Origin of the sequence: Microbacterium sp. 71-23 (assembly GCF_001897265.1) — a bacterium.
Taxonomy (GTDB): Bacteria; Actinomycetota; Actinomycetes; order Actinomycetales; family Microbacteriaceae; genus Microbacterium; species Microbacterium ginsengisoli.
Genome location: NZ_MKSL01000017.1, coordinates 392,513 through 410,625, shown reverse-complemented (window position 1 = coordinate 410,625; position 18,113 = coordinate 392,513). Strand labels below are relative to the sequence as shown.

The window sequence follows — 18,113 nt, the reverse complement described above, 5'->3', positions numbered from 1 at the left end:
CGGTTCGCAGATATGTTCGAGCGACACGCTAGCGGCGGGCGCGGCGCTCGGCGTCGGCCCAGGCGCGCTGCGCCGGCGTCAGGGCGGATGCCCCGGGGGCGGCGGGGCCGCGACGCCAGGCGTGGCAGAGCGCGAGGGCCAGGGCGTCCGCGGCATCCGCCGGCTGCGGGGGTGCGTCGAGGCGCAGCAGGCGCGCGATCATCGCCTGCACCTGCGCCTTGTCGGCTGAGCCGTAGCCGGTGACGGCGGCCTTCACCTCGGACGGAGTGTGGGTCGCGGCCTCGAGGCCGAACTCGGCGGCGACGAGCAGCGCGATGCCGCTCGCCTGGGCCGTCCCCATGACGCTGTGCCGGTTGTGCTGGGCGAAGACGCGCTCGACGGCGACCACGTGGGGCTGATGGACGGCGACGACCTCGCGGATACCGTCGGCGATGAGGCGCAGGCGCCGCTGGATCGCGAGGTCGGGTGAGGAGCGCACGACCCCGACGTGCACGAGGCGCGCAGAGCGGTCGGGAGCGACATCCACCACGCCCACGCCGCAGCGGGTGAGGCCGGGGTCGATGCCCAGCACGCGCAGCGAAGGGGTGGTCACTCCCCCACGCTAACGATCGCGGGTCGCGGCGCTCGAGCGGCGCGCCCGCGTGCGATCACTCGTCCTCTTCGAGCTCGGCCTGCACCTCGGCGGTGAGGTCGAAGTTCGAGTAGACGTTCTGCACGTCGTCGCTGTCCTCGAGGGCGTCGATGAGGCGGAACACCTTGCGGGCGGTCTCGGCGTCGATCTCGACCTTGAGGGTCGGGACGAACTCGACGTCGGCCGACTCGTACTCGATGCCGGCGTCGACGAGCGCGCTGCGGACGGCCACGACATCGGATGCCTCGGTGATGACCTCGAAGCCCTGGGCGTGGGGCTCGATCTCCTCGGCGCCCGCCTCGAGGGCCGCGAGCATGACGTCGTCCTCGGTCGTGCCCTCCTCAGAGACGACGATGACGCCCTTGCGGGAGAAGTTGTAGGCGACCGAACCGGGGTCCGCGAGGGTGCCGCCGTTGCGGCTGAGTGCCGTGCGCACCTCGGCCGCGGCGCGGTTCTTGTTGTCGGTCAGACACTCGATCATGAGGGCGACGCCGTTGGGACCGTAGCCCTCGTACATGATCGACGAGTACTCGACCGACTCGCCGCCGATGCCGGCGCCGCGCTTGATCGCGCGGTCGATGTTGTCCTTGGGCACCGAGGTCTTCTTGGCCTTGAGCACTGCGTCGAAGAGGGTCGGGTTGCCCTGCAGGTCGGCACCGCCGAGCTTGGCTGCGACCTCGATGTTCTTGATGAGCTTCGCCCACGACTTCGCGCGGCGGGCGTCGACGACCGCCTTCTTGTGCTTGGTCGTGGCCCATTTGGAGTGTCCGGACATAGGCTCCAGTTTACGGGCGTGCGGCGAGGATCTTCACGAGGGTGCGGAGATTGCGCGTCGTGGTGCGCTCCCGCCAGGTGCGACGCGCGACCGCCTTCGCGAAGGGGGTGTCGGTCGAACGTCCCTTGGGTGGGTTCCAGTACACGACGGCGCCGTCGCGGGCGACCGGATCGAGGTCGTCGTCGCGGGGCTCGTCGATGAGGGATGCCGCGGTCTGCGCGGTGTCGCAGAAGATCACCCAGGGCTGCCGCGCGGTGTCGTCGGCCGCGAACGGGAACCCGCCGATCGCCTCTTCGACGGCCTCCCGGGCAACGAGCAGCAGGTGCGCGTCGTAGTCGTAGTGGCGTCCGAGCGCCGCCTCGAGCCTCGCGCGGAGAGCCGCGGCATCCGCTCGCTCGGTCGGGTGGTCGAACACGACGTTGCCGCTCGCGAGCACCGGCACGACGTCAGTGCCCCCGATGCCCGTCACGATCTCGCGCAGCTCGGCGTTGCGCACGGTCGCGCCGCCGACGTTGACCCCGCGCAGCAGGGCGATCCAGCTGGTCACGTCGCGAGACTACGCGGCGGGGACGACATCGAACGGATGCCGCGGCTCACGCCGCCGCGACGGCGTCGAGCAGCAGGCGGTGGAACCTCAGCTCCCCCGTGACCTCGGGGTGGAACGACGTGCCGAGCAGGGGGCCCTGCCTCACGGCGACGACCCGCCCGTCGGAGAGGTGGGCGAGCGGTTCGGCCCGGGCGCCGACCTGTTCGATGAGCGGTGCGCGGATGAACGCGGCGTGCACAGGCGGTGCGCCGAGGGAGGGCACGTCGAGGTCGGTCTCGAACGAGTCCACCTGGCTGCCGAACGCGTTGCGGCGCACCGTCACGTCGAGGCCGCCGAAGGTCTGCTGCCCGGCGATGCCGTCGACGATGCGCTCGGCGAGCAGGATGAGGCCGGCACAGGTGCCGTACACCGGGAGCCCTCCGGCGATCGCCTCGCGCAGGGGGTCGCGCAGCTCGAAGGCGCGGGCGAGCTTGTCGATGACGCTCGACTCGCCGCCCGGGATCACGAGCCCCTGCACGGCGGCGAGGTCTTCGGGGCGCCGCACCCTGGCGACATCCGCCCCCAGCGCCGCCAGGGCGACGGCGTGCTCGCGCACGTCGCCCTGGAGCGCGAGCACCCCGATGCGCGGGCTGGTCACCAGCCGCGCTCGGCGAGGCGGTGCGGTGCGGCCAGGTCGGTGACATTGATGCCGACCATCGCCTCGCCGAGTCCGCGCGAGACCTCGGCGATGACGGCCGGGTCGTCGTAGAACGTGGTCGCCTTCACGATGGCGGCGGCGCGCTCGGCCGGGTTGCCGCTCTTGAAGATGCCGGAGCCGACGAACACGCCGTCGGCACCGAGCTGCATCATCATGGCCGCATCCGCGGGGGTGGCGACGCCGCCGGCGGTGAAGAGCACGACAGGGAGCGTGCCGGTCTCGGCGATCTCGGCGACCAGCTCGTAGGGCGCCTGCAGCTCCTTTGCGGCGACGTAGAGCTCGTCCTTGGTGAGGGAGCGCAGCACGTTGATCTCGCTCGTGATCTTGCGGATGTGCTTGGTCGCCTCGGACACGTCGCCCGTGCCGGCCTCGCCCTTCGAGCGGATCATCGCCGCACCCTCGTTGATGCGGCGCAGCGCCTCACCGAGATTCGTCGCGCCGCAGACGAAGGGCACCGTGAACTTCCATTTGTCGATGTGGTTGACGTAGTCGGCGGGCGAGAGCACCTCGGACTCGTCGATGTAGTCGACGCCGAGCTGCTGCAGCACCTGCGCCTCGACGAAGTGCCCGATGCGCGCCTTCGCCATGACCGGGATGGAGACCGACGCGATGATGTCGTCGATGAGGTCGGGATCGCTCATGCGGGCGACGCCGCCCTGGGCGCGGATGTCGGCGGGAACCCGCTCGAGCGCCATCACGGCGACGGCGCCGGCGTCCTCGGCGATGCGCGCCTGCTCGGCGGTGACGACGTCCATGATGACGCCGCCCTTGAGCATCTCGGCGAGGCCGCGCTTGACGCGGTCGGAACCGATGGTGGGAGTGGTCACGGTCTGCTCCTTCGGGCGTCCGGATGACGCCATGTTTTGGCCTAGGCCGAAATGTAACACGACTGGCGCTTAGGCTTGCTGCGAGGGGGTCACACATGACGACCGGCATAACGGGCACCACCGCGACCGAGATCGCGGACAGCGTGCGCACGCTCGTCGAGCGAGGCGATCGCGTCCCCGGCGCGCTGCTGCCGCCCGTGCGCACCCTCGCCGACACGCTCGGCGTGAACCGCAACACCGTCGTCGCGGCCTACCGGCAGCTCGCTCTGGCGGGGGTCGTGGTCTCGCGGGGGCGCGCCGGAACCCGCATCGCCGCGCGCACCCGCATCGCGCAGGAGGGCTACGCCGCCGACACCGTGCTGCGCGACATCGGCACGGGCAACCCCGACCCGCGACTCATCCCCGACCCGACCGAGGCCCTCCGACGCGTCGGCGGACGCCCCGTGCTCTACGGAGAGCCGGTCATCGACCGTGCGCTCGAGGCGTGGGCGCGGGACTGGATGACCGAGGCGCTGCCGGAGGCGCGCGACATCCGCCTCACGATCACCGGCGGCGCGTCCGACGCGATCGACCGCCTGCTCTCGCAGACCCTCGCCCGCGACGACGCCGTGGCGCTCGAGGACCCGTGCTTCCTGTCGAGCCTGAACATCGTGCGCCTCGGCGGCTACCGGGCCGTGCCCGTCCCGGTCGACGAGGAGGGCATGACTGTCGCCGGACTCCGGGCCGCGCTCGCCGTGGGCGTGCGGGCGGTCGTGCACACCCCTCGCGCGCAGAACCCCACCGGTGCCGGCCTCAGCGCCGCGCGCGCGGCGCAGCTGCGGGAGGTGCTCGCCGAGCACCCCTACGTGCTCATCATCGAGGACGACCACTTCTCCCTGCTCTCCACCCGCCCGTTCCACTCGCTCATCTCCCCCGCCCACGAGCGCTGGGCCCTCATCCGCTCGGTCTCGAAGTTCCTCGGGCCCGACATGGGGCTGGCCATCACAGCCGCAGACCCGCACACCGCCGAACGCCTCGCCCTGCGGCTGAGCCCCGGCACCACCTGGGTCAGTCACCTGCTGCAGCGCCTCGCGCACGCCCTCCTCATCGACCCGGCGGTGCGCGCGCAGATCGACGCGGCCGGCGCGCATTACGCCTCGCGCAACGCCGCCTTCATCGCCCGGCTCGCCGACCGCGGCATCGTCGTGCCGCCCTCCGACGGACTCAACGTGTGGGTGACGACGGATGCCGCGGCCCGCCCCGTCGCCGAAGGGCTCATGCGTCGCGGGTGGCTCGCCCGGCCGGGCGACGAGTTCGAGCTGGCCGGCGGGGGTGCGGCATCCGCTCTTCGTCTCACGGTGCACGAGCTTGACGATGCCGATCAGGAGCGCCTCGCGGACGACGTCGCCGCGGCCGTCGTCGCGGCGCGCGCCGCGGATGCGAGGATCGACGGATGAAGATCCTCTCGATCCAGTCGGCCGTGGCCCACGGGCACGTCGGCAACTCGGCCGCCGTGTTCCCGCTGCAGCGCATCGGTGTCGAGGTGCTGCCGGTGTACACGGTGACCTTCTCGAACCACACCGGGTATGACTCCTGGCGGGGGCCGCTCATCGCCCCGAGCGACGTGCACGAGGTGATCCTCGGCATTGAGGAGCGCGGGGTCTTCCCCGAGATCGACGTAGTGCTGTCGGGCTATCAGGGCAGCGAGGGCATCGCCGATGTCATCCTCGACGCGGTCGCGCGGGTCAAGGCCGCGAACCCCGACGCCATCTACGCCTGCGACCCGGTGATGGGAAACGCCGTGTCGGGATGCTTCGTGGCCCCCGCAATCCCCGATCTGCTGCGCGACCGGGTCGTGCCCGCCGCCGACCTCGTCACCCCCAACCAGTTCGAGCTGGGATTCCTCACGGGCACCTCTCCCGACACGATCGCCTCGACGCTCGAAGCGGCCGACCTCGTGCGGGCCTCCGGCCCCGAGACCGTGCTCGTCACGAGCGTCGCCCGCCCCGACCGCCCGGAGGGCACGATCGAGATGCTCGTCGTGAACGGGGACGGCGCCTGGCTCGTGCAGACGCCCATGATCGGCATGAAGGCGAACGGGTCGGGCGATGTGACGGCGGCCCTGTTCACCGCGCATTACCGCGCGACCGGCGATGCGCAGGCCGCGCTTGCGCGCACCACGTCGAGCGTCTTCGATCTGCTGCAGCGCACGCACGACGCGGGATCTCGGGAGCTGCTGCTCGTCGAGTCGCAGGAGGCGTACGCCCACCCCCGTCTGCAGTTCGACGTCGCGCGAGTGCGGTGAGCCTCGGCATCCATCACATTCGGTGATGGCCGCGATCGTTTTCCGATTCTTGTGGCGCCGGGGCGCCGGATCGACGATGAATCCGGCCGCCGCACCCGACGGGCGGCCGGAAGGCAGGTGCCGACATGCGCGCCCTCACCCTCGCCGCCACCGGCGGCATCGTGCTCACCGAGATCGAGGAGCCATCGGCTGATGCGACGCCGGCGACGCTCGTCGCGGCGGCGGTGAACCCCGTCGACCGGGTGATCGCCACCGGGACCATGCCCTTCCGCCCGCTCGCACCCGGCGCCGTCGCCGGCCTCTCCGGCGTGGTGCAGGATGCCGCGGGCGGGCTTCTCTACGTGAGCGCGCCGCCCGCGCCGTTCGGCACGTTCGCCGACGTCGTGCCGCTGCGCGGTGCCGAGAGCGTGCCGGTGCCCGACGGGCTCGACCCGGTGACGGCGGCGGCGATCGGGGTGCCGGGGATCGCCGCGTGGCTCGCGCTGCACCGTGCCGCCCAGACGCAGCCCGGGGAGACCGTGCTCGTGCTCGGCGGAACGGGATCGGCGGGCACCCTTGCCGTCGCCGCGGCCGTCGACCTCGGGGCGACGGTGCTCGCGACCGCCCGCACCGAGGCCGGACTCGAGGCTATCGGGGCGCGGGGCGGTCACGGGGTGCTCGCGGTCGACGCCGATGCCCTCGACGCGCAGCTCGCCGCCGCGGGCGGCATCGACGTGGTCATCGACCTCACCTGGGGCATGCCGCTCGCGGTCGCCGCCCGACACCTCGCCACGGGCGCGCGCATCGCGCAGGTCGGCAACTCGGCCGGCGCCGAGGCGAGCATCCTGGCCCCCGCGTTCCGCAACCGCGGCGCGCGCATCATCGGGCACTCCAACTTCCTCGCGTCGGCCGCCGAGCGCGAGATCGCCTACACGGCCGTCGCCGACCTGGTGCTGCGCACGGGCCTTCGTCCCGCCGCTCCCACGCGCCCGCTCGCCGAGGGCGTGGACGCCCTGGCGCAGGCGGGCGCCGTCGTGCTCGTCCCCTGACCCGCGGCATCCGCACCGCCCCGACCGGGGCGGCGTTCGCCGCGCCATCCCCATCCACCGATTGCCGAGGAGGCACATCATGTCCGCACCCGCACGTCGCCACGTGCAGCCCGAGGAGGTCACCGACCTCAGCGCCGGGTTCCTGACCCGGGAGATGACCCCCGGGGTCTTCATGATCACGAACGGCAACTACCAGACGATCTTCTTCACCACCGGCGAGGGGGTCGTGCTGCTCGATGCTCCCGAACCGCTCGTCGACCACATCCGCACCGCGATCGCCGACGTCACCGACGAGCCGATCCGCACGCTCATCTACTCGCACGGGCACTCGGATCACATCGGTGGCTCGTACCTGCTCGCCGACGGCGTGGAGATCATCGCCGAGGCCGGCACCGCGCGGTTCCTCGCCGAGAAGGCGGACCCCGCCCGCCCGGCGCCGACCGTCGTGTACGAGGGCGCCCTCTCGCTCACCCGCGGCACCCGCCGCATCGAGCTGTTCCGCGACGGCTTCCACTCCGCCGACGGCGACACGGTGCTGTTCCTCCCCGACGAGAAGGTCATGGTCGCCATCGACCTGCTCGCGCGCGGGTGGGTGCCGCTGCTCGACTTCGACATCACCGAGAACATGTTCGCCTACCTGGGCGCGTTCGACCGGTTCCTCGAGTACGACTTCGAGCACTTCCTGTCGGGGCACACCGCCGATGTCGCGCGCCGCAGCGACGTGGAGCTGACCCGTCGCTACGTGCTCGACGTGTACGCCACCGTCAAGCGCCTGCACGACGAGATCAACACTCCCGAACTGCTGGCCGAGCACCGCGACAGCGAGCAGGCTGGCATCAAGTTCATCATCGAGGAGGTCACCCGCCGCGCCGCCGCCGAGCTCGCCGAGCGGTGGGCCGACGGCCCGATGAAGGGCGTCGAGCTGTGGACCGAGAGCCACGCGCGCGCGATGGTGCTCTACGTGCGCTGGACGGACTGAGGTGGCCGACATGAGCGTCACCTTCGATTTCTCCGACAAGGTCGCCGTCGTCACGGGCGGCTCCAGCGGGATCGGCGCCGCCGTCGCCCGCGCACTCGGTCGCGCCGGTGCGGCTGTGGTGATCGGCTCCCGGGATGCCGCGGGCCAGCGCGTCGTCGACGACATCGTCGCGGCCGGGGGCCGGGCGACCCACGCGGTCGCCGACGTCTCGGATGACGCCGCGGTCGCCGCTCTCGTGCAGACCGCCGTGGACACCTACGGCGGCCTCGACATCGCGGTCAACAACGCGGGGTCGCTCCCGCCGACGGGGACTCTCGCCGAGCAGACCGTGACGGACTGGCAGCACACGCTCGCGGTCGACCTCTCCGGGGTGTTCTTCTCGCTCCGTCACGAGATCCCGGCGCTGCTCGCTCGGGGCGGCGGCTCGATCGTCAACATCGCCTCGGTGGCCGGAGTCATCGCCGACCCGGGGATGTCCCCCTATGCGGCGGCCAAGCACGGCGTCGTCGGCCTGACGCGCGCGGCGGCGCTCGACTACGCCCGCGAGGGTGTGCGGGTGAACGCGGTCGCGCCGGGCCTCGTGCGCACGCCGATGATCGACGGATGGCTCGCGGACCCCGCCATGCGCGAGACCGTGCTGTCGTACTCGCCCCAGGGACGGGTGTCGGAGCCGGAGGAGATCGCGAACCTCGTGCTCTTCCTCGCCTCCGACGCGTCGCCGTTCATCAACGGCAGCGTGTACACGATCGACGGCGGCCAGACGGCCCACTGATCGCCGGAGGCGAGAGGATGGACGCGTGCAGCTGCGTCAGTTGGAGTACTTCCTCGCGGTCGCCGATGCCGAGAGCATCAGTGCGGCGGCCGAGCGGCTGCACGTCGTCCAGTCCGGCGTCTCGAGCGCGATCCGCTCGTTGGAGCGCGAGCTCGGGTCACCGCTGTTCGATCGTGGCCCGCGCGGGGTGCGGCTGAACGCGGCCGGGCACGCGCTGGTGCCGCTCGCGCGACAGACCCTCGCCGACGCCGCGCAGGCCGCGGCCGCAGTCGACGAGGTGCGGCGCGGGTTGCGCGGCACCGTGACGATCGGCGCACTGCCGGTGCTCGGACTCATCGACCTCACATCGGCGATCGCCGAGTTCCGCGGTCGCCACCCGCACGTGAGCGTGCGGCTCGTGGTCGCGGGCTCCCACGAGCTGGTGCGCGCGATCGATCACGGCGAGGTCGACTTCGCCCTCCTCTCCCCCGTCGGCGCGACGCCCGACGAGGTGCGGCTCGAGCCGGTCGCCTCGGCATCGTTCGTCGCGTTGTCCCCGCTCGGCGCCGCCTCGGGGGCGGATGTCGCGACCCTCCCCGAGCTCGCGGCGTCGCCGTTCATCGACGCCCCGCGCGGGTTCGGCACCCGCGACCTCATCGACGAGGTGTTCGCCCGGGCGGGCCTGCGGCGCGACATCGGCGTGGAGGCACCGGATGCCGCGGCGATCCCCGTGCTCGTCGCGAAGGGCGCGGGGGTCGCGATCGTCCCCGACTTCGTCGCAGGGCTCGGAGACGTGGGCGATGCCCTCGCGGTGCGACCGCTCGACCCGCCCCTGCCCGCGTGGACGCTCTTCCTCGGCACAGCCGTGCACACGACGCCGTCGCGCGCGGCCGCGGCGTTCATGGCGATGCTGCGCGCCGTCTGCCGCGGCGGGTGAGGCGCGGCGTCCGCTCTCTCGAGAGAGAGAGAGAGGACGCGGTCAGGCCGGCCAGGCGTCGGCGAGCGACTGGCGCACCTCGCCGAGCAGCTGCGGCAGGGCCTTCGTCTTCGCGATGATCGGGAAGAAGTTCGCGTCGGTCGCCCAGCGCGGCACGACGTGCTGGTGCAGGTGGGCGGCGACGCCCGCGCCGGCGACCTCGCCCTGGTTCATGCCGATGTTGAAGCCGTGGCAGCGTGCGGTCTCACGCAGCGTGCGCATCGCTGTCTGCGTCAGGCGGGAGATCTCGTCGATCTCCTCTGCGGTGGCCTCGTCGTAGAGACCGACATGGCGGTAGGGGCACACCAGCAGGTGTCCTGAGTTGTACGGGAAGAGGTTCAGCAGCACGTAGGCGTGCACACCCCGGTGCACGATCAGGGCGTCCTCGTCGCTCATCGACGGCGCGGCGCAGAACGGGCAGTCGTGCTTCAGCGGCTCGGGGCCTGCCTGGATGTACGCCATCCGGTGCGGGGTCCACAGGCGCTGGAACTCGTCCGGCACACCGGGCAGATCGGATGCCGCGACCAGCGCGTCATCCGATCCGCCCGCGTGCGACGAGGTCATACGAGCTGATCCGCCGTGTCGACGAGCGTGTGCTGCGCGATGGCGCGCAGGACGAGGGCGATCGCATCGTCGACGGGGACTCCGTTGGTCTGCGACCCGTCGCGGAAGCGGAACGAGACCGTGCCCGCGGCGCGGTCCAGCTCCCCCGCGATCAGCTGCAGCGGCACCTTCTGGGTGGTGTGCGTGCGGATCTTCTTCTGCATGCGGTCGTCGGAGTGGTCGACCTCCGCGCGCACGCCCGCCTCACGCAGGCGGCCGACGATCTCGTCGAGGTACGGCGCGTACTCCTCGGCGACCGGGATGCCGACGACCTGCACCGGGGAGAGCCACAACGGGAACGCGCCGGCGTAGTGCTCGAGCAGGATCGCGAAGAACCGCTCGATCGAGCCGAACAGTGCACGGTGGATCATGATGGGGCGGTGACGCTCGCCGTCCGAGCCGGTGTACTCCAGCTCGAAGCGCTCGGGCAGGTTCGGGTCGACCTGCACGGTCGACAGCTGCCAGGTGCGCCCGATCGCGTCACGGGTCTTCAGGTCGATCTTCGGGCCGTAGAACGCCGCCTCGCCGGGCACCTCAGTGAGCTTCAGTCCGCTCGCCAGGGCGACATTGCGCAGTGCGTTCGTGGAGTACTCCCAGAACTCGTCCGACCCGATCCACTTCGACTTCTCGTCGTCGCGCATCGACAGTTCGAGCTCGAAGTCGTCGAGACCGAAGTCCCGCAGCATGGAGATGACGAACTCGAGCACCTTCGTCGCCTCACCCTCGAGCTGCTCGGGGGTCACGAACAGGTGCGAGTCGTCCTGGGTGAAGCCGCGGACGCGCGTGAGGCCGTGGAGGGCGCCCGAGAGTTCGTTGCGGTAGACCGTGCCGTTCTCGGCGAGCCGCATCGGCAGGTCGCGGTAGCTGCGGCCGCGCTCCTTGTAGATGAGGATGTGCATCGGGCAGTTCATCGGCTTCAGGTAGTACTCCTGGCCGGCCTTGGTGATGGTGCCGTCGGCGTCGCGCTCCTCGTCCATCGTGATGGGCGGGAACATGCCGTCCCGGTAGGTCACGAGGTGGTTCGAGGTCAGGAAGAGGTCTTCCTTCGAGATGTGCGGGGTGTACACGTAGGTGTAGCCGGCTGCGACGTGGCGACGGCGGGCGTGCTGCTCCATCTCCCCGCGGACGATGCCGCCCTTCGGATGCCAGACACTCAGCCCCGAGCCGATCTCGTCGGGGAACGAGAAGAGGTCGAGCTCCTTGCCGAGCTTGCGGTGATCGCGCTTGGCGGCCTCCTCGAGGCGCTGCTGGTAGGCGCGCAGTTCGTCCTTCGTCGCCCACGCGGTGCCGTAGATGCGCTGCAGCTGCGGGTTCTTCTCGCTGCCGCGCCAATAGGCGCCCGCGATGCGCTGCAGGTCCCAGCCGTTGCCGATCGTGCGGGTGTTGGGCACGTGAGGTCCGCGGCACAGGTCTTTCCAGACGGTCTCGCCGTCGCGGTTGACGTTGTCGTAGATCGTCAGCTCGCCGGCTCCGACCTCGACCGAGGCGCCCTCGGCGGCCTCCTTCGTGCCGCCCTTGAGGCCGATCAGTTCGAGCTTGAACGGTTCGTCAGCGAGCTCGGCGCGCGCCTCGTCGTCGCTGACCACGCGGCGCACGAAGCGCTGGCCCTCGCGGACGATGCGCTCCATCTCCTTCTTGATGGCCTTCACGTCATCGGGGGTGAACGGCGCATCCGTGCCGAAGTCGTAGTAGAAGCCGTCGGTGATCGGCGGGCCGATGCCGAGGTTCGTCTGCGGCTTGATGCGCTGCACCGCCTGGGCGAGCACATGCGCGGTCGAGTGTCGCAGGATCGCCAGGCCGTCGGCGCTGTCGATCGTGACCGGCTCTACGGAGTCTGCGGCGGTCACGACCGTCGCGAGGTCCTTCAGCTCGCCGTTGACGCGCAGCGCCACGACGGATCGGTCGGGGAAGAGGGCGAAGCCGTCGGCGGGGTACTCGACGACAGCGGGTAGGGCATCAGACACAGGGAAATCTCCAGAGGATCGCTCGGTTCCAGGCTACTCAGCTTCGGGGCGCACGCGCGCCGCCGCCCGCTCAGGCGCCGAGCGTTCGCGTCGCCGTCGCGCGCACGACGACGGTCGTGAGCGGGCGAGGGCGGATGTCCATGCCGCGAGCCTACCGTTCCCAGGTTCGTTGGGGAGCAGGATGGGAGCGTGAAACTCGCGGGCGTCGGCGCCGTGCTCCTCCTGCTGTCGGCGATTGCCGTGGCGATCGGCGTGCTGCCCGCCGCGAACGCCCTCGCCATCGGCGACCGCGTGTGGCCCATCCTGCTGTTCGTCGTGGCGGTGACGGTCGTCGCCGAGCTCGCCGCGGCCGCGGGCGTCTTCGACGCCGCGGGGCACCTGCTCGTGCGCCTCAGCCGCGGCCACACGCTGCGGCTGTGGTTCAGCGTCGCGCTGCTGGCGATCCTCGCGACCTCCTTCCTCTCCCTCGACACCACCGCCGTGCTGCTCACGCCTGTCGTGGTCGCCGTCGCGCGGCGGGCGGGGCTGTCGCCGCTGCCATTCGCGTTCGCGACCGTGTGGCTCGCCAACACGGCGTCACTGGCGCTGCCGGTCTCGAACCTCACCAATCTGCTCGCCGCAGACCGGCTCGCGGGCGGCGACCCGCTGCAGTTCCTCGCGCTCATGTGGGCGCCCGCGCTCATCGCGATCCTCGTCACTGTCGCGGCGCTGCTGCTGTTCCACCGCCGTCAATTGCGCGGGCGGTTCGAGACGCCGGTCGCCCCCCGAATCGACGATGCCCCCCTGCTCATCGTGAGCGCGGCCGTCGTCGTGGTCATGATGCCGCTCCTCGTGTCGGGTCTCGCACCGTGGATCCCGGCCCTCGGAGCCGCTGTGGTCTTGACGATCGTGTTCGCTGTGCGCTCCCCCGCCGCGCTGCGCCCCTCTCTCCTCCCGTGGCAGCTCGTCCTGTTCGCCGCCGGGCTGTTCCTCGCCGTCGGCGCGCTGGAGGCGCTCGGCGGCGCCGCCGTCATCGGAGCGGTGGCGGGAGCGGGCGACGATCTGCTCGAACTCTGGCGGGTCGCGGCATCCGCCCTTGTCGGCGCGAATCTCATCGACAACCTGCCCGCCTACCTCGCGCTCGAGCAGGTCGCTCACACACCGGCGCGCCTGGGCGCGGTGCTCGTCGGGGTGAACGCCGGCCCGCTGATCACGCCCTGGGCCTCCCTTGCGACGCTGCTCTGGCACGCCCGGCTGCGGTCGCTCGAGGTGCAGATCTCGTGGCGCACCTACATGCTGCGCGGGTGCCTCGTGGCCCCGCTGGTGGTCGCCCTCGCGACCGTGCCGCTCGCGTTCTGACGCCTCAGAGGTGCCTCAGGGCCTCGCGGCGACTGAGCGGACTGAGCGGATGCGCCTCGACGTATGCGCGTACCCAGTCGGGTGCGACGCGCGCGTGGTCCCGCAGCGCCCAGCCGATCGCTTTGCGCACGAAGAACTCGGTGTCGGCGATGTTGGGGCGGATCGCATCGTCGAGCAGCGTCTCGTCGAGTGCGGTGCCGCGACCGAGCTGCGAGATGATCGCGATGCGTCGCAGCCACATGTCGTCATCGCCGGCCCAGGCGCGCACGAGGCGCGCCGTCTCGCGCGGTCGCACCTCGAGCTGGTCGGCGACACGGTGGGCGAGCTCGTCCACGAGGTCCCACCACTGCCCCTCGCGCACATATCGCTCGATGGTCCCCGGCAGGGAGGGGTCGTCCTGTTGCGGCCTGAGGGCGAGGATCGCGAGGGCGGCGTAGCGCTCCTCACGCACCTCGGCGCCGCTCCACAGTGCCTCGGCGGCCGCGCCCAGGGTCGCGGCATCCGTCACACCCTTCGCGCGCTGCCGGGTGAGTCGTCGCACCTCCGGCACCGGCACACCGCGGAACGGCATCGCCGATTTCATGTACGCCTGCTGGGCGGCGGCGCGAGCGGGGTCGGCGCGCGCTCGCAGATCGGCTCGGACGCCCTCGACGATCTGCGCCGACGCGGTCATGACGCGTCGAATGTGAGATCGACCTGGATCTCCCCCGCGAGCTGCTCGAGCGCCGCCGTCGCGTCGTCGGCGACGGCAGCGGATGCCGCGTGCGCGGCGATACTCGCCTCGAACAGCGTCCCTCCGGCCATCGGCGCATCGAACACGCGACTCGTGAACGCGTCGATCGTGAGGCCGCGCACGCTGAGCGCGCGGGTGACGTCGTTCACGATGCCGGGACGATCGTTGCCCAGCACGGTGAAGGTGAGACGCGACCCGGCGGGGTCGGGAGCGTGTGTCGTGAGGTGCACCGACACCCGCAGTGCGGGAAGGTCGGCCAGGGCCGTCGTGAGGGCGTCGACCGCGTCATCGGCCACCTCGACGAGCACGATCCCGGCGAACGCGCCCGCGAGCTCGGCGAGTTCGCTGCGCTGCCAGTTGCCGCCATAGGCGGCGACGGTGTGTGCGAGGGACTGGACGATGCCGGGGCGGTCGTCGCCGACGACGGTGAGCACGAGCTGAGCCATGCGCCGAGCCTAGGGTGCGGACGGTGCGGCTGTCAGGGGCTCCCAGAAGTGTCGTGTCCACACGCGTACGTGGAGGCGGACTCCGCGGTACTCCGAGTCGCGTTCGTCCAGGGCGGTGAACCCCGCAGCGCGGCACACACCGTTCGAAGCGTCGTTCTCGATCGAGGGGAAGGCGACGATGAGCGACCGCGGCGCCGCGATCGTCGGGGCCATCTTGACGAGTGCCCGCAGCGCCGCCCCGGCGTATCCGTTGCCCTGCCACGGCGGGAGCACGTGCCAGCCCGCTTCGTACACCGGCGCGCCGTCGAGGTCGCTCGGCCAGAAGCCGATACCTCCGATCGCGGTGCCCTCCCGCTCGATCGCGAACATCCACGCTTCCCCCGCCGCGGTGAGGCGCAGATACTTCGCGTGTCGCGCCCGGACCTCGTCGTCGGTCTCGGGGCCGCCGAGGTACACGGTCATCTCGGGGGTATTCGCGGCGATCAGGACGGGCAGGTGGTCATCGCGCCAGGGGGTGAGGGAGACATCCGTCATGTGACCAGTGTGCGCGGCGGCGCCGACATCCTCCGGAAACGAGAAAACCCCCGGCGAGCCGGGGGTTTCGGGTGGTGCGCGATACTGGGATCGAACCAGTGACCTCTTCCGTGTCAGGGAAGCGCGCTACCGCTGCGCCAATCGCGCCTGTTCAGGCATGTTCACTTGTGAGTGGAGGTGGCGACGGGATTCGAACCCGTGTAAACGGCTTTGCAGGCCGGTGCCTAGCCGCTCGGCCACGCCACCGTGTGGTTTGACCCCACGTGCCGTGATCGTTCGATGGAACGACCCCTGCACTCGAGCGGATGACGAGACTCGAACTCGCGACCCTCACCTTGGCAAGGTGATGCGCTACCAACTGCGCTACATCCGCGTGTTTCCCGGTTGCCCGGGGCACTCGTACGACTTTAGCCGACGAATCGGTCGACGCAAAACCGGCACGCGCGCGGGCGTTTCGCGCTCTCGGTTCGCGGCGGGCCCGCCGCATCCGGTATGCTCGACACTCGGTCCTCCGGGGCCGATCGGGCGATTGGCGCAGTTGGTAGCGCGCTTCCTTCACACGGAAGAGGTCATCAGTTCGAGTCTGGTATCGCCCACCACAGAACCCCCGCTTCGGCGGGGGTTCGTCGTTTGAGTTCTACGCCTCGCACAGGCGCGTGCGCGTCGTCCGGATGGCGATGACGAGGCACGCGGCGACCGCGATCGCCCACAGGGTCCACAGCACCGCCGTCGCCGGCGCGCCGAGCACCGGACCCGAGGTGCAGTACGAGCGTCCCGGCACCGACGAGTCGTAGCATGCCCCCTGCGTCAGGCCACTCACCGCCCAGAGCGGCAACGCGACGGCACCAGCGACGGCGGTCCAGATCCACGCCCAGATGACACCGCCCAGCCCACGGCGATCGGACGCCTCGTGCTCCCCCATGCCGCGAGGCTAGCCCGCCGCGCAGCTCCCGGCTAGATGCGCCAGCCGTACCGGCGCTGCAGCTCCGCGGCGACGCGGCGGAACGTGCGCGCGTCGAGCGCCGCGGCTTCGCGGCGCACCGCCGCATCCGGCACCCGGTACAGCTGATCGAGATCGAGCCACGACTCGCGCCGGGCGGCATCCCATGCACCGCTGCCGAGCGAGACGTACTCGCGGTCGCCGGCGTGGGACTTGCTCGTCAGCTTCATCGCCCACGCATGACCGCGTCCGGCGCGGCCGATGACGAGCACCGGCCGGTCCTTCCCCTGACGCGGGTTCGCCTGGAACGGTACCCAGGTCCACACGATCTCTCCCCCGTCAGCCGTGCCGCCGGGAGACGGCGAGTACGCGACGCGGATGCCGCGTGTCGTGCGTATGTCGACCTCTTCGGCGCGAGCGGGGCGTCCGGTGAGAGCGCGCACCAATCCGCGGAGCAGTGTCGAGAAGGCCACATCCTCACGCTAGCGGAGCGCGCCCGCCGGGGAACGCCGAAGAGCGCCGCGGCCGAAGCCGCGACGCCCTTCGGGACGATCGGTGAAGGTCACTCCGCGAGTGCGTAGCCCTCTTCACCGTGGACCGTGGTGTCGACACCGGCGATCTCGTCCTCGTTCTTGATGCGGAACCCGATCGTCTTCTCGATCGCGAAACCGATCACGAAGGCGACGACGAAGGAGAACACCAGCACCGTGGCTGCGGCGATCGCCTGCAGGATGAGCTGGTCCCAGCCACCGCCGAGGAACAGGCCCGTGCCCGTGGCGAAGAAGCCGAGGTACAGCGTTCCGATGATGCCGCCGACGAGGTGGACACCCACGACGTCGAGCGAGTCGTCGAAGCCGAGCTTCCACTTCAGCTCGATCGCAATGGCGCACACGCCACCGGCGATGAGGCCGAGCAGGAGCGCCCAGCCCGGGTCGAGGTTCGCGCACGAGGGGGTGATCGCGACGAGACCGGCGACGGCACCCGAGGCGGCGCCGACCGAGGTGGCCTTGCCGTCCTTGAGCTTCTCGACGATGATCCAGCCGAGCACGGCCGCAGCCGTGGCGCCGAGCGTGTTGATCACGATCAGACCGGTCGGCGAGCCGACGGCACCGATACCCGCGAGGATCGCGCCGTTCGCCGACGAGGTGCCCTCGGGCGAGACGAAGAAGGCCGAGGCGCCGGCGTTGAAGCCGAACCAGCCGAACCACAGGATGGCGGCACCGAGCAGCACGAGCGGCACGTTGTGGGGCTTGGTGATGCCCTTCTTGAAGCCGACGCGCTTTCCGAGCACGAGTGCGAGCGCGAGCGCCGCGGCACCGGCGTTGATGTGCACCGCAGTACCACCGGCGTAGTCGATGACCTCAACGCCAGCGTCCTTGCCGAACAGCGTCGTGCCGAGGTTGAAGATCCAGCCGTTGGTGTTCCAGACCCAGCCGGCGACCGCGAAGTAGTCGATCGTCGCGAACAGGAACGCGAAGATCATCCACGAGCCGAACTTGGCGCGGTCGGCGATGGCGCCGGAGACGAGCGCGACCGTGATGATCGCGAACGTCGCGCCGTACGAGACGGCGGTCAGGTTGACCGATGCGGTCTCCGGGGTGTTGGCCATGGTGGTCAGGCCGAAGTCGCTGAAGGGGTTGCCGAGTACGCCAGGCCACCAGTCGGCGGTCTGCATGTTGAATCCGTAGAGGATCCAGAGCACGGCGATGAGGCCCATTGCTCCGAAGCTCATCATCATCATGCTGACGACGCTCTTGGCCTTGACGAGTCCTCCGTAGAAGAACGCAACGCCCGGCGTCATGAACAGCACTAGCGCCGTTGCGGCGATGTACCAGGCGAGACTTCCGTTGTCCATGAAATCCTCACTCATGTGTCGTGTTACAGGACCCTCGGCAGAACGCGCGGGAGAGCGTAGCGTCGGGTGCGGCCAGTCTCGCGAGAGCGGGTTTCGCCCGGTATGCGCCTCGTGTTTCCGGCAGGTAACAGTGCACAGGCCCGCGTTAACATCACGTTTCGGGAGTCGCAGAGATCTCGAGGCATGACCGTGAGGTTCCCGTGCA

General features: G+C 70.8%; 20 protein-coding genes and 4 tRNA genes. 8 read left to right on the top strand and 16 right to left on the bottom strand.

The genetic code is table 11. The features are described from left to right. Positions 1-28: 28 nt before the first annotated feature. From ruvC to pdxS, 5 genes are read right to left on the bottom strand one after another with little or no spacing between them, the layout of a single operon-like run. Positions 29-592, bottom strand: a complete 564-nt coding sequence (gene ruvC / locus BGO15_RS08645; RefSeq protein WP_056208939.1) for a crossover junction endodeoxyribonuclease RuvC — start codon at positions 590-592, stop codon at positions 29-31. A gap of 55 nt (positions 593-647) precedes the next feature. Continuing rightward, a complete protein-coding gene (locus BGO15_RS08640) occupies positions 648-1,406 on the bottom strand; it encodes a YebC/PmpR family DNA-binding transcriptional regulator (protein ID WP_056208936.1) in 759 nt (252 codons plus the stop codon). Between the two features lie 10 nt (positions 1,407-1,416). Next, positions 1,417-1,953, bottom strand: a complete 537-nt coding sequence (locus BGO15_RS08635; RefSeq protein ID WP_056208933.1) for a DUF1697 domain-containing protein — start codon at positions 1,951-1,953, stop codon at positions 1,417-1,419. Positions 1,954-1,999: 46 nt separating this feature from the next. After that, complete coding sequence (gene pdxT, locus BGO15_RS08630) at positions 2,000-2,593, bottom strand: pyridoxal 5'-phosphate synthase glutaminase subunit PdxT (protein WP_200930906.1); 594 nt, start codon at positions 2,591-2,593, stop codon at positions 2,000-2,002. Further along, positions 2,587-3,510, bottom strand: a complete 924-nt coding sequence (gene pdxS / locus BGO15_RS08625; RefSeq protein WP_200930901.1) for a pyridoxal 5'-phosphate synthase lyase subunit PdxS — start codon at positions 3,508-3,510, stop codon at positions 2,587-2,589. Before pdxS ends, pdxT begins: the two co-directional genes overlap by 7 nt. 62 nt (positions 3,511-3,572) lie before the next feature. Here pdxS and BGO15_RS08620 point away from each other — a divergent pair, with 62 nt between their 5' ends. From BGO15_RS08620 to BGO15_RS08595, 6 genes are all read left to right on the top strand, one after another. Continuing rightward, positions 3,573-4,913, top strand: coding sequence for an aminotransferase class I/II-fold pyridoxal phosphate-dependent enzyme (locus BGO15_RS08620; RefSeq protein WP_056208927.1), 1,341 nt, complete (start codon positions 3,573-3,575; stop codon positions 4,911-4,913). Next, positions 4,910-5,761 carry a pyridoxal kinase PdxY gene (gene pdxY / locus BGO15_RS08615; RefSeq protein ID WP_056518573.1) on the top strand — a complete coding sequence of 284 codons (852 nt, stop codon included), beginning with the start codon at positions 4,910-4,912 and terminating at the stop codon, positions 5,759-5,761. Before BGO15_RS08620 ends, pdxY begins: the two co-directional genes overlap by 4 nt. Before the next feature lie 125 nt (positions 5,762-5,886). Then, positions 5,887-6,789: a quinone oxidoreductase family protein gene (locus tag BGO15_RS08610; RefSeq protein WP_056208923.1), complete on the top strand. Its 903-nt coding sequence runs from the start codon at positions 5,887-5,889 to the stop codon at positions 6,787-6,789. Between the two features lie 79 nt (positions 6,790-6,868). Then, positions 6,869-7,768, top strand: coding sequence for an MBL fold metallo-hydrolase (locus BGO15_RS08605; protein ID WP_056518575.1), 900 nt, complete (start codon positions 6,869-6,871; stop codon positions 7,766-7,768). Positions 7,769-7,778: 10 nt separating this feature from the next. Then, positions 7,779-8,540: an SDR family NAD(P)-dependent oxidoreductase gene (locus BGO15_RS08600; protein WP_056518619.1), complete on the top strand. Its 762-nt coding sequence runs from the start codon at positions 7,779-7,781 to the stop codon at positions 8,538-8,540. Between the two features lie 25 nt (positions 8,541-8,565). Next, entirely contained in the window at positions 8,566-9,456 is an 891-nt protein-coding gene (locus BGO15_RS08595) for a LysR family transcriptional regulator (RefSeq protein ID WP_056208918.1), read from the top strand. 42 nt (positions 9,457-9,498) lie between these two features. Here BGO15_RS08595 and BGO15_RS08590 read toward each other — a convergent pair whose 3' ends face one another. After that, the gene (locus tag BGO15_RS08590; protein ID WP_045248061.1) at positions 9,499-10,059 is read right to left on the bottom strand and encodes an HIT family protein; all 561 of its coding nucleotides are present in this window, start codon (positions 10,057-10,059) and stop codon (positions 9,499-9,501) included. After that, positions 10,056-12,062: a threonine--tRNA ligase gene (thrS, locus tag BGO15_RS08585; protein WP_056208916.1), complete on the bottom strand. Its 2,007-nt coding sequence runs from the start codon at positions 12,060-12,062 to the stop codon at positions 10,056-10,058. The genes BGO15_RS08590 and thrS overlap by 4 nt, the downstream gene beginning before the upstream one ends. 189 nt (positions 12,063-12,251) lie before the next feature. On the opposite strand from thrS, the gene BGO15_RS08580 reads away from it, so the two are divergent. After that, the gene (locus BGO15_RS08580) at positions 12,252-13,400 is read left to right on the top strand and encodes an ArsB/NhaD family transporter (RefSeq protein WP_056208912.1); all 1,149 of its coding nucleotides are present in this window, start codon (positions 12,252-12,254) and stop codon (positions 13,398-13,400) included. A 4-nt stretch (positions 13,401-13,404) separates the two neighbouring features. On the opposite strand, the gene BGO15_RS08575 is transcribed toward BGO15_RS08580, so the two are convergent. The 6 genes from BGO15_RS08575 to BGO15_RS08550 form a co-directional block, all read right to left on the bottom strand. After that, positions 13,405-14,073, bottom strand: coding sequence for a DNA alkylation repair protein (locus BGO15_RS08575; RefSeq protein WP_056208909.1), 669 nt, complete (start codon positions 14,071-14,073; stop codon positions 13,405-13,407). Next, positions 14,070-14,579, bottom strand: coding sequence for a glycine cleavage system transcriptional repressor (locus tag BGO15_RS08570; RefSeq protein ID WP_056208906.1), 510 nt, complete (start codon positions 14,577-14,579; stop codon positions 14,070-14,072). Before BGO15_RS08570 ends, BGO15_RS08575 begins: the two co-directional genes overlap by 4 nt. A gap of 9 nt (positions 14,580-14,588) precedes the next feature. Next, a complete protein-coding gene (locus BGO15_RS08565) occupies positions 14,589-15,113 on the bottom strand; it encodes a GNAT family N-acetyltransferase (RefSeq protein ID WP_056518577.1) in 525 nt (174 codons plus the stop codon). 72 nt (positions 15,114-15,185) lie between these two features. Further along, positions 15,186-15,260, bottom strand: a tRNA-Val gene (locus BGO15_RS08560). 25 nt (positions 15,261-15,285) lie between these two features. After that, positions 15,286-15,359, bottom strand: a tRNA-Cys gene (locus BGO15_RS08555). Between the two features lie 54 nt (positions 15,360-15,413). Continuing rightward, positions 15,414-15,486: transfer RNA gene (locus BGO15_RS08550), tRNA-Gly, on the bottom strand. Between the two features lie 150 nt (positions 15,487-15,636). On the opposite strand from BGO15_RS08550, the gene BGO15_RS08545 reads away from it, so the two are divergent. Continuing rightward, positions 15,637-15,712, top strand: a tRNA-Val gene (locus BGO15_RS08545). 38 nt (positions 15,713-15,750) lie between these two features. On the opposite strand, the gene BGO15_RS08540 is transcribed toward BGO15_RS08545, so the two are convergent. The 3 genes from BGO15_RS08540 to BGO15_RS08530 form a co-directional block, all read right to left on the bottom strand. Next, entirely contained in the window at positions 15,751-16,035 is a 285-nt protein-coding gene (locus BGO15_RS08540; RefSeq protein ID WP_056208903.1) for a hypothetical protein, read from the bottom strand. A 32-nt stretch (positions 16,036-16,067) separates the two neighbouring features. Continuing rightward, positions 16,068-16,526 carry a type II toxin-antitoxin system PemK/MazF family toxin gene (locus tag BGO15_RS08535; RefSeq protein WP_235557349.1) on the bottom strand — a complete coding sequence of 153 codons (459 nt, stop codon included), beginning with the start codon at positions 16,524-16,526 and terminating at the stop codon, positions 16,068-16,070. 89 nt (positions 16,527-16,615) lie between these two features. Further along, positions 16,616-17,908 (bottom strand): ammonium transporter, encoded by a 1,293-nt coding sequence (locus tag BGO15_RS08530; protein ID WP_056208900.1) that lies wholly within the window; start codon positions 17,906-17,908, stop codon positions 16,616-16,618. Positions 17,909-18,113 lie beyond the last annotated feature (205 nt).

What these genes read in the sequence shown, in the direction of transcription:
- BGO15_RS08640 (WP_056208936.1), bottom strand. Translation starts at nt 1,406, where the DNA reads ATGTCCGGACACTCCAAATGGGCCACGACCAAGCACAAGAAGGCGGTC.
- pdxS (WP_200930901.1), bottom strand. Translation starts at nt 3,510, where the DNA reads ATGGCGTCATCCGGACGCCCGAAGGAGCAGACCGTGACCACTCCCACC.
- BGO15_RS08620 (WP_056208927.1), top strand. Translation starts at nt 3,573, where the DNA reads ATGACGACCGGCATAACGGGCACCACCGCGACCGAGATCGCGGACAGC.
- pdxY (WP_056518573.1), top strand. Translation starts at nt 4,910, where the DNA reads ATGAAGATCCTCTCGATCCAGTCGGCCGTGGCCCACGGGCACGTCGGC.
- BGO15_RS08610 (WP_056208923.1), top strand. Translation starts at nt 5,887, where the DNA reads ATGCGCGCCCTCACCCTCGCCGCCACCGGCGGCATCGTGCTCACCGAG.
- BGO15_RS08605 (WP_056518575.1), top strand. Translation starts at nt 6,869, where the DNA reads ATGTCCGCACCCGCACGTCGCCACGTGCAGCCCGAGGAGGTCACCGAC.
- BGO15_RS08600 (WP_056518619.1), top strand. Translation starts at nt 7,779, where the DNA reads ATGAGCGTCACCTTCGATTTCTCCGACAAGGTCGCCGTCGTCACGGGC.
- BGO15_RS08590 (WP_045248061.1), bottom strand. Translation starts at nt 10,059, where the DNA reads ATGACCTCGTCGCACGCGGGCGGATCGGATGACGCGCTGGTCGCGGCA.
- BGO15_RS08575 (WP_056208909.1), bottom strand. Translation starts at nt 14,073, where the DNA reads ATGACCGCGTCGGCGCAGATCGTCGAGGGCGTCCGAGCCGATCTGCGA.
- BGO15_RS08570 (WP_056208906.1), bottom strand. Translation starts at nt 14,579, where the DNA reads ATGGCTCAGCTCGTGCTCACCGTCGTCGGCGACGACCGCCCCGGCATC.
- BGO15_RS08565 (WP_056518577.1), bottom strand. Translation starts at nt 15,113, where the DNA reads ATGACGGATGTCTCCCTCACCCCCTGGCGCGATGACCACCTGCCCGTC.
- BGO15_RS08540 (WP_056208903.1), bottom strand. Translation starts at nt 16,035, where the DNA reads ATGGGGGAGCACGAGGCGTCCGATCGCCGTGGGCTGGGCGGTGTCATC.
- BGO15_RS08530 (WP_056208900.1), bottom strand. Translation starts at nt 17,908, where the DNA reads ATGGACAACGGAAGTCTCGCCTGGTACATCGCCGCAACGGCGCTAGTG.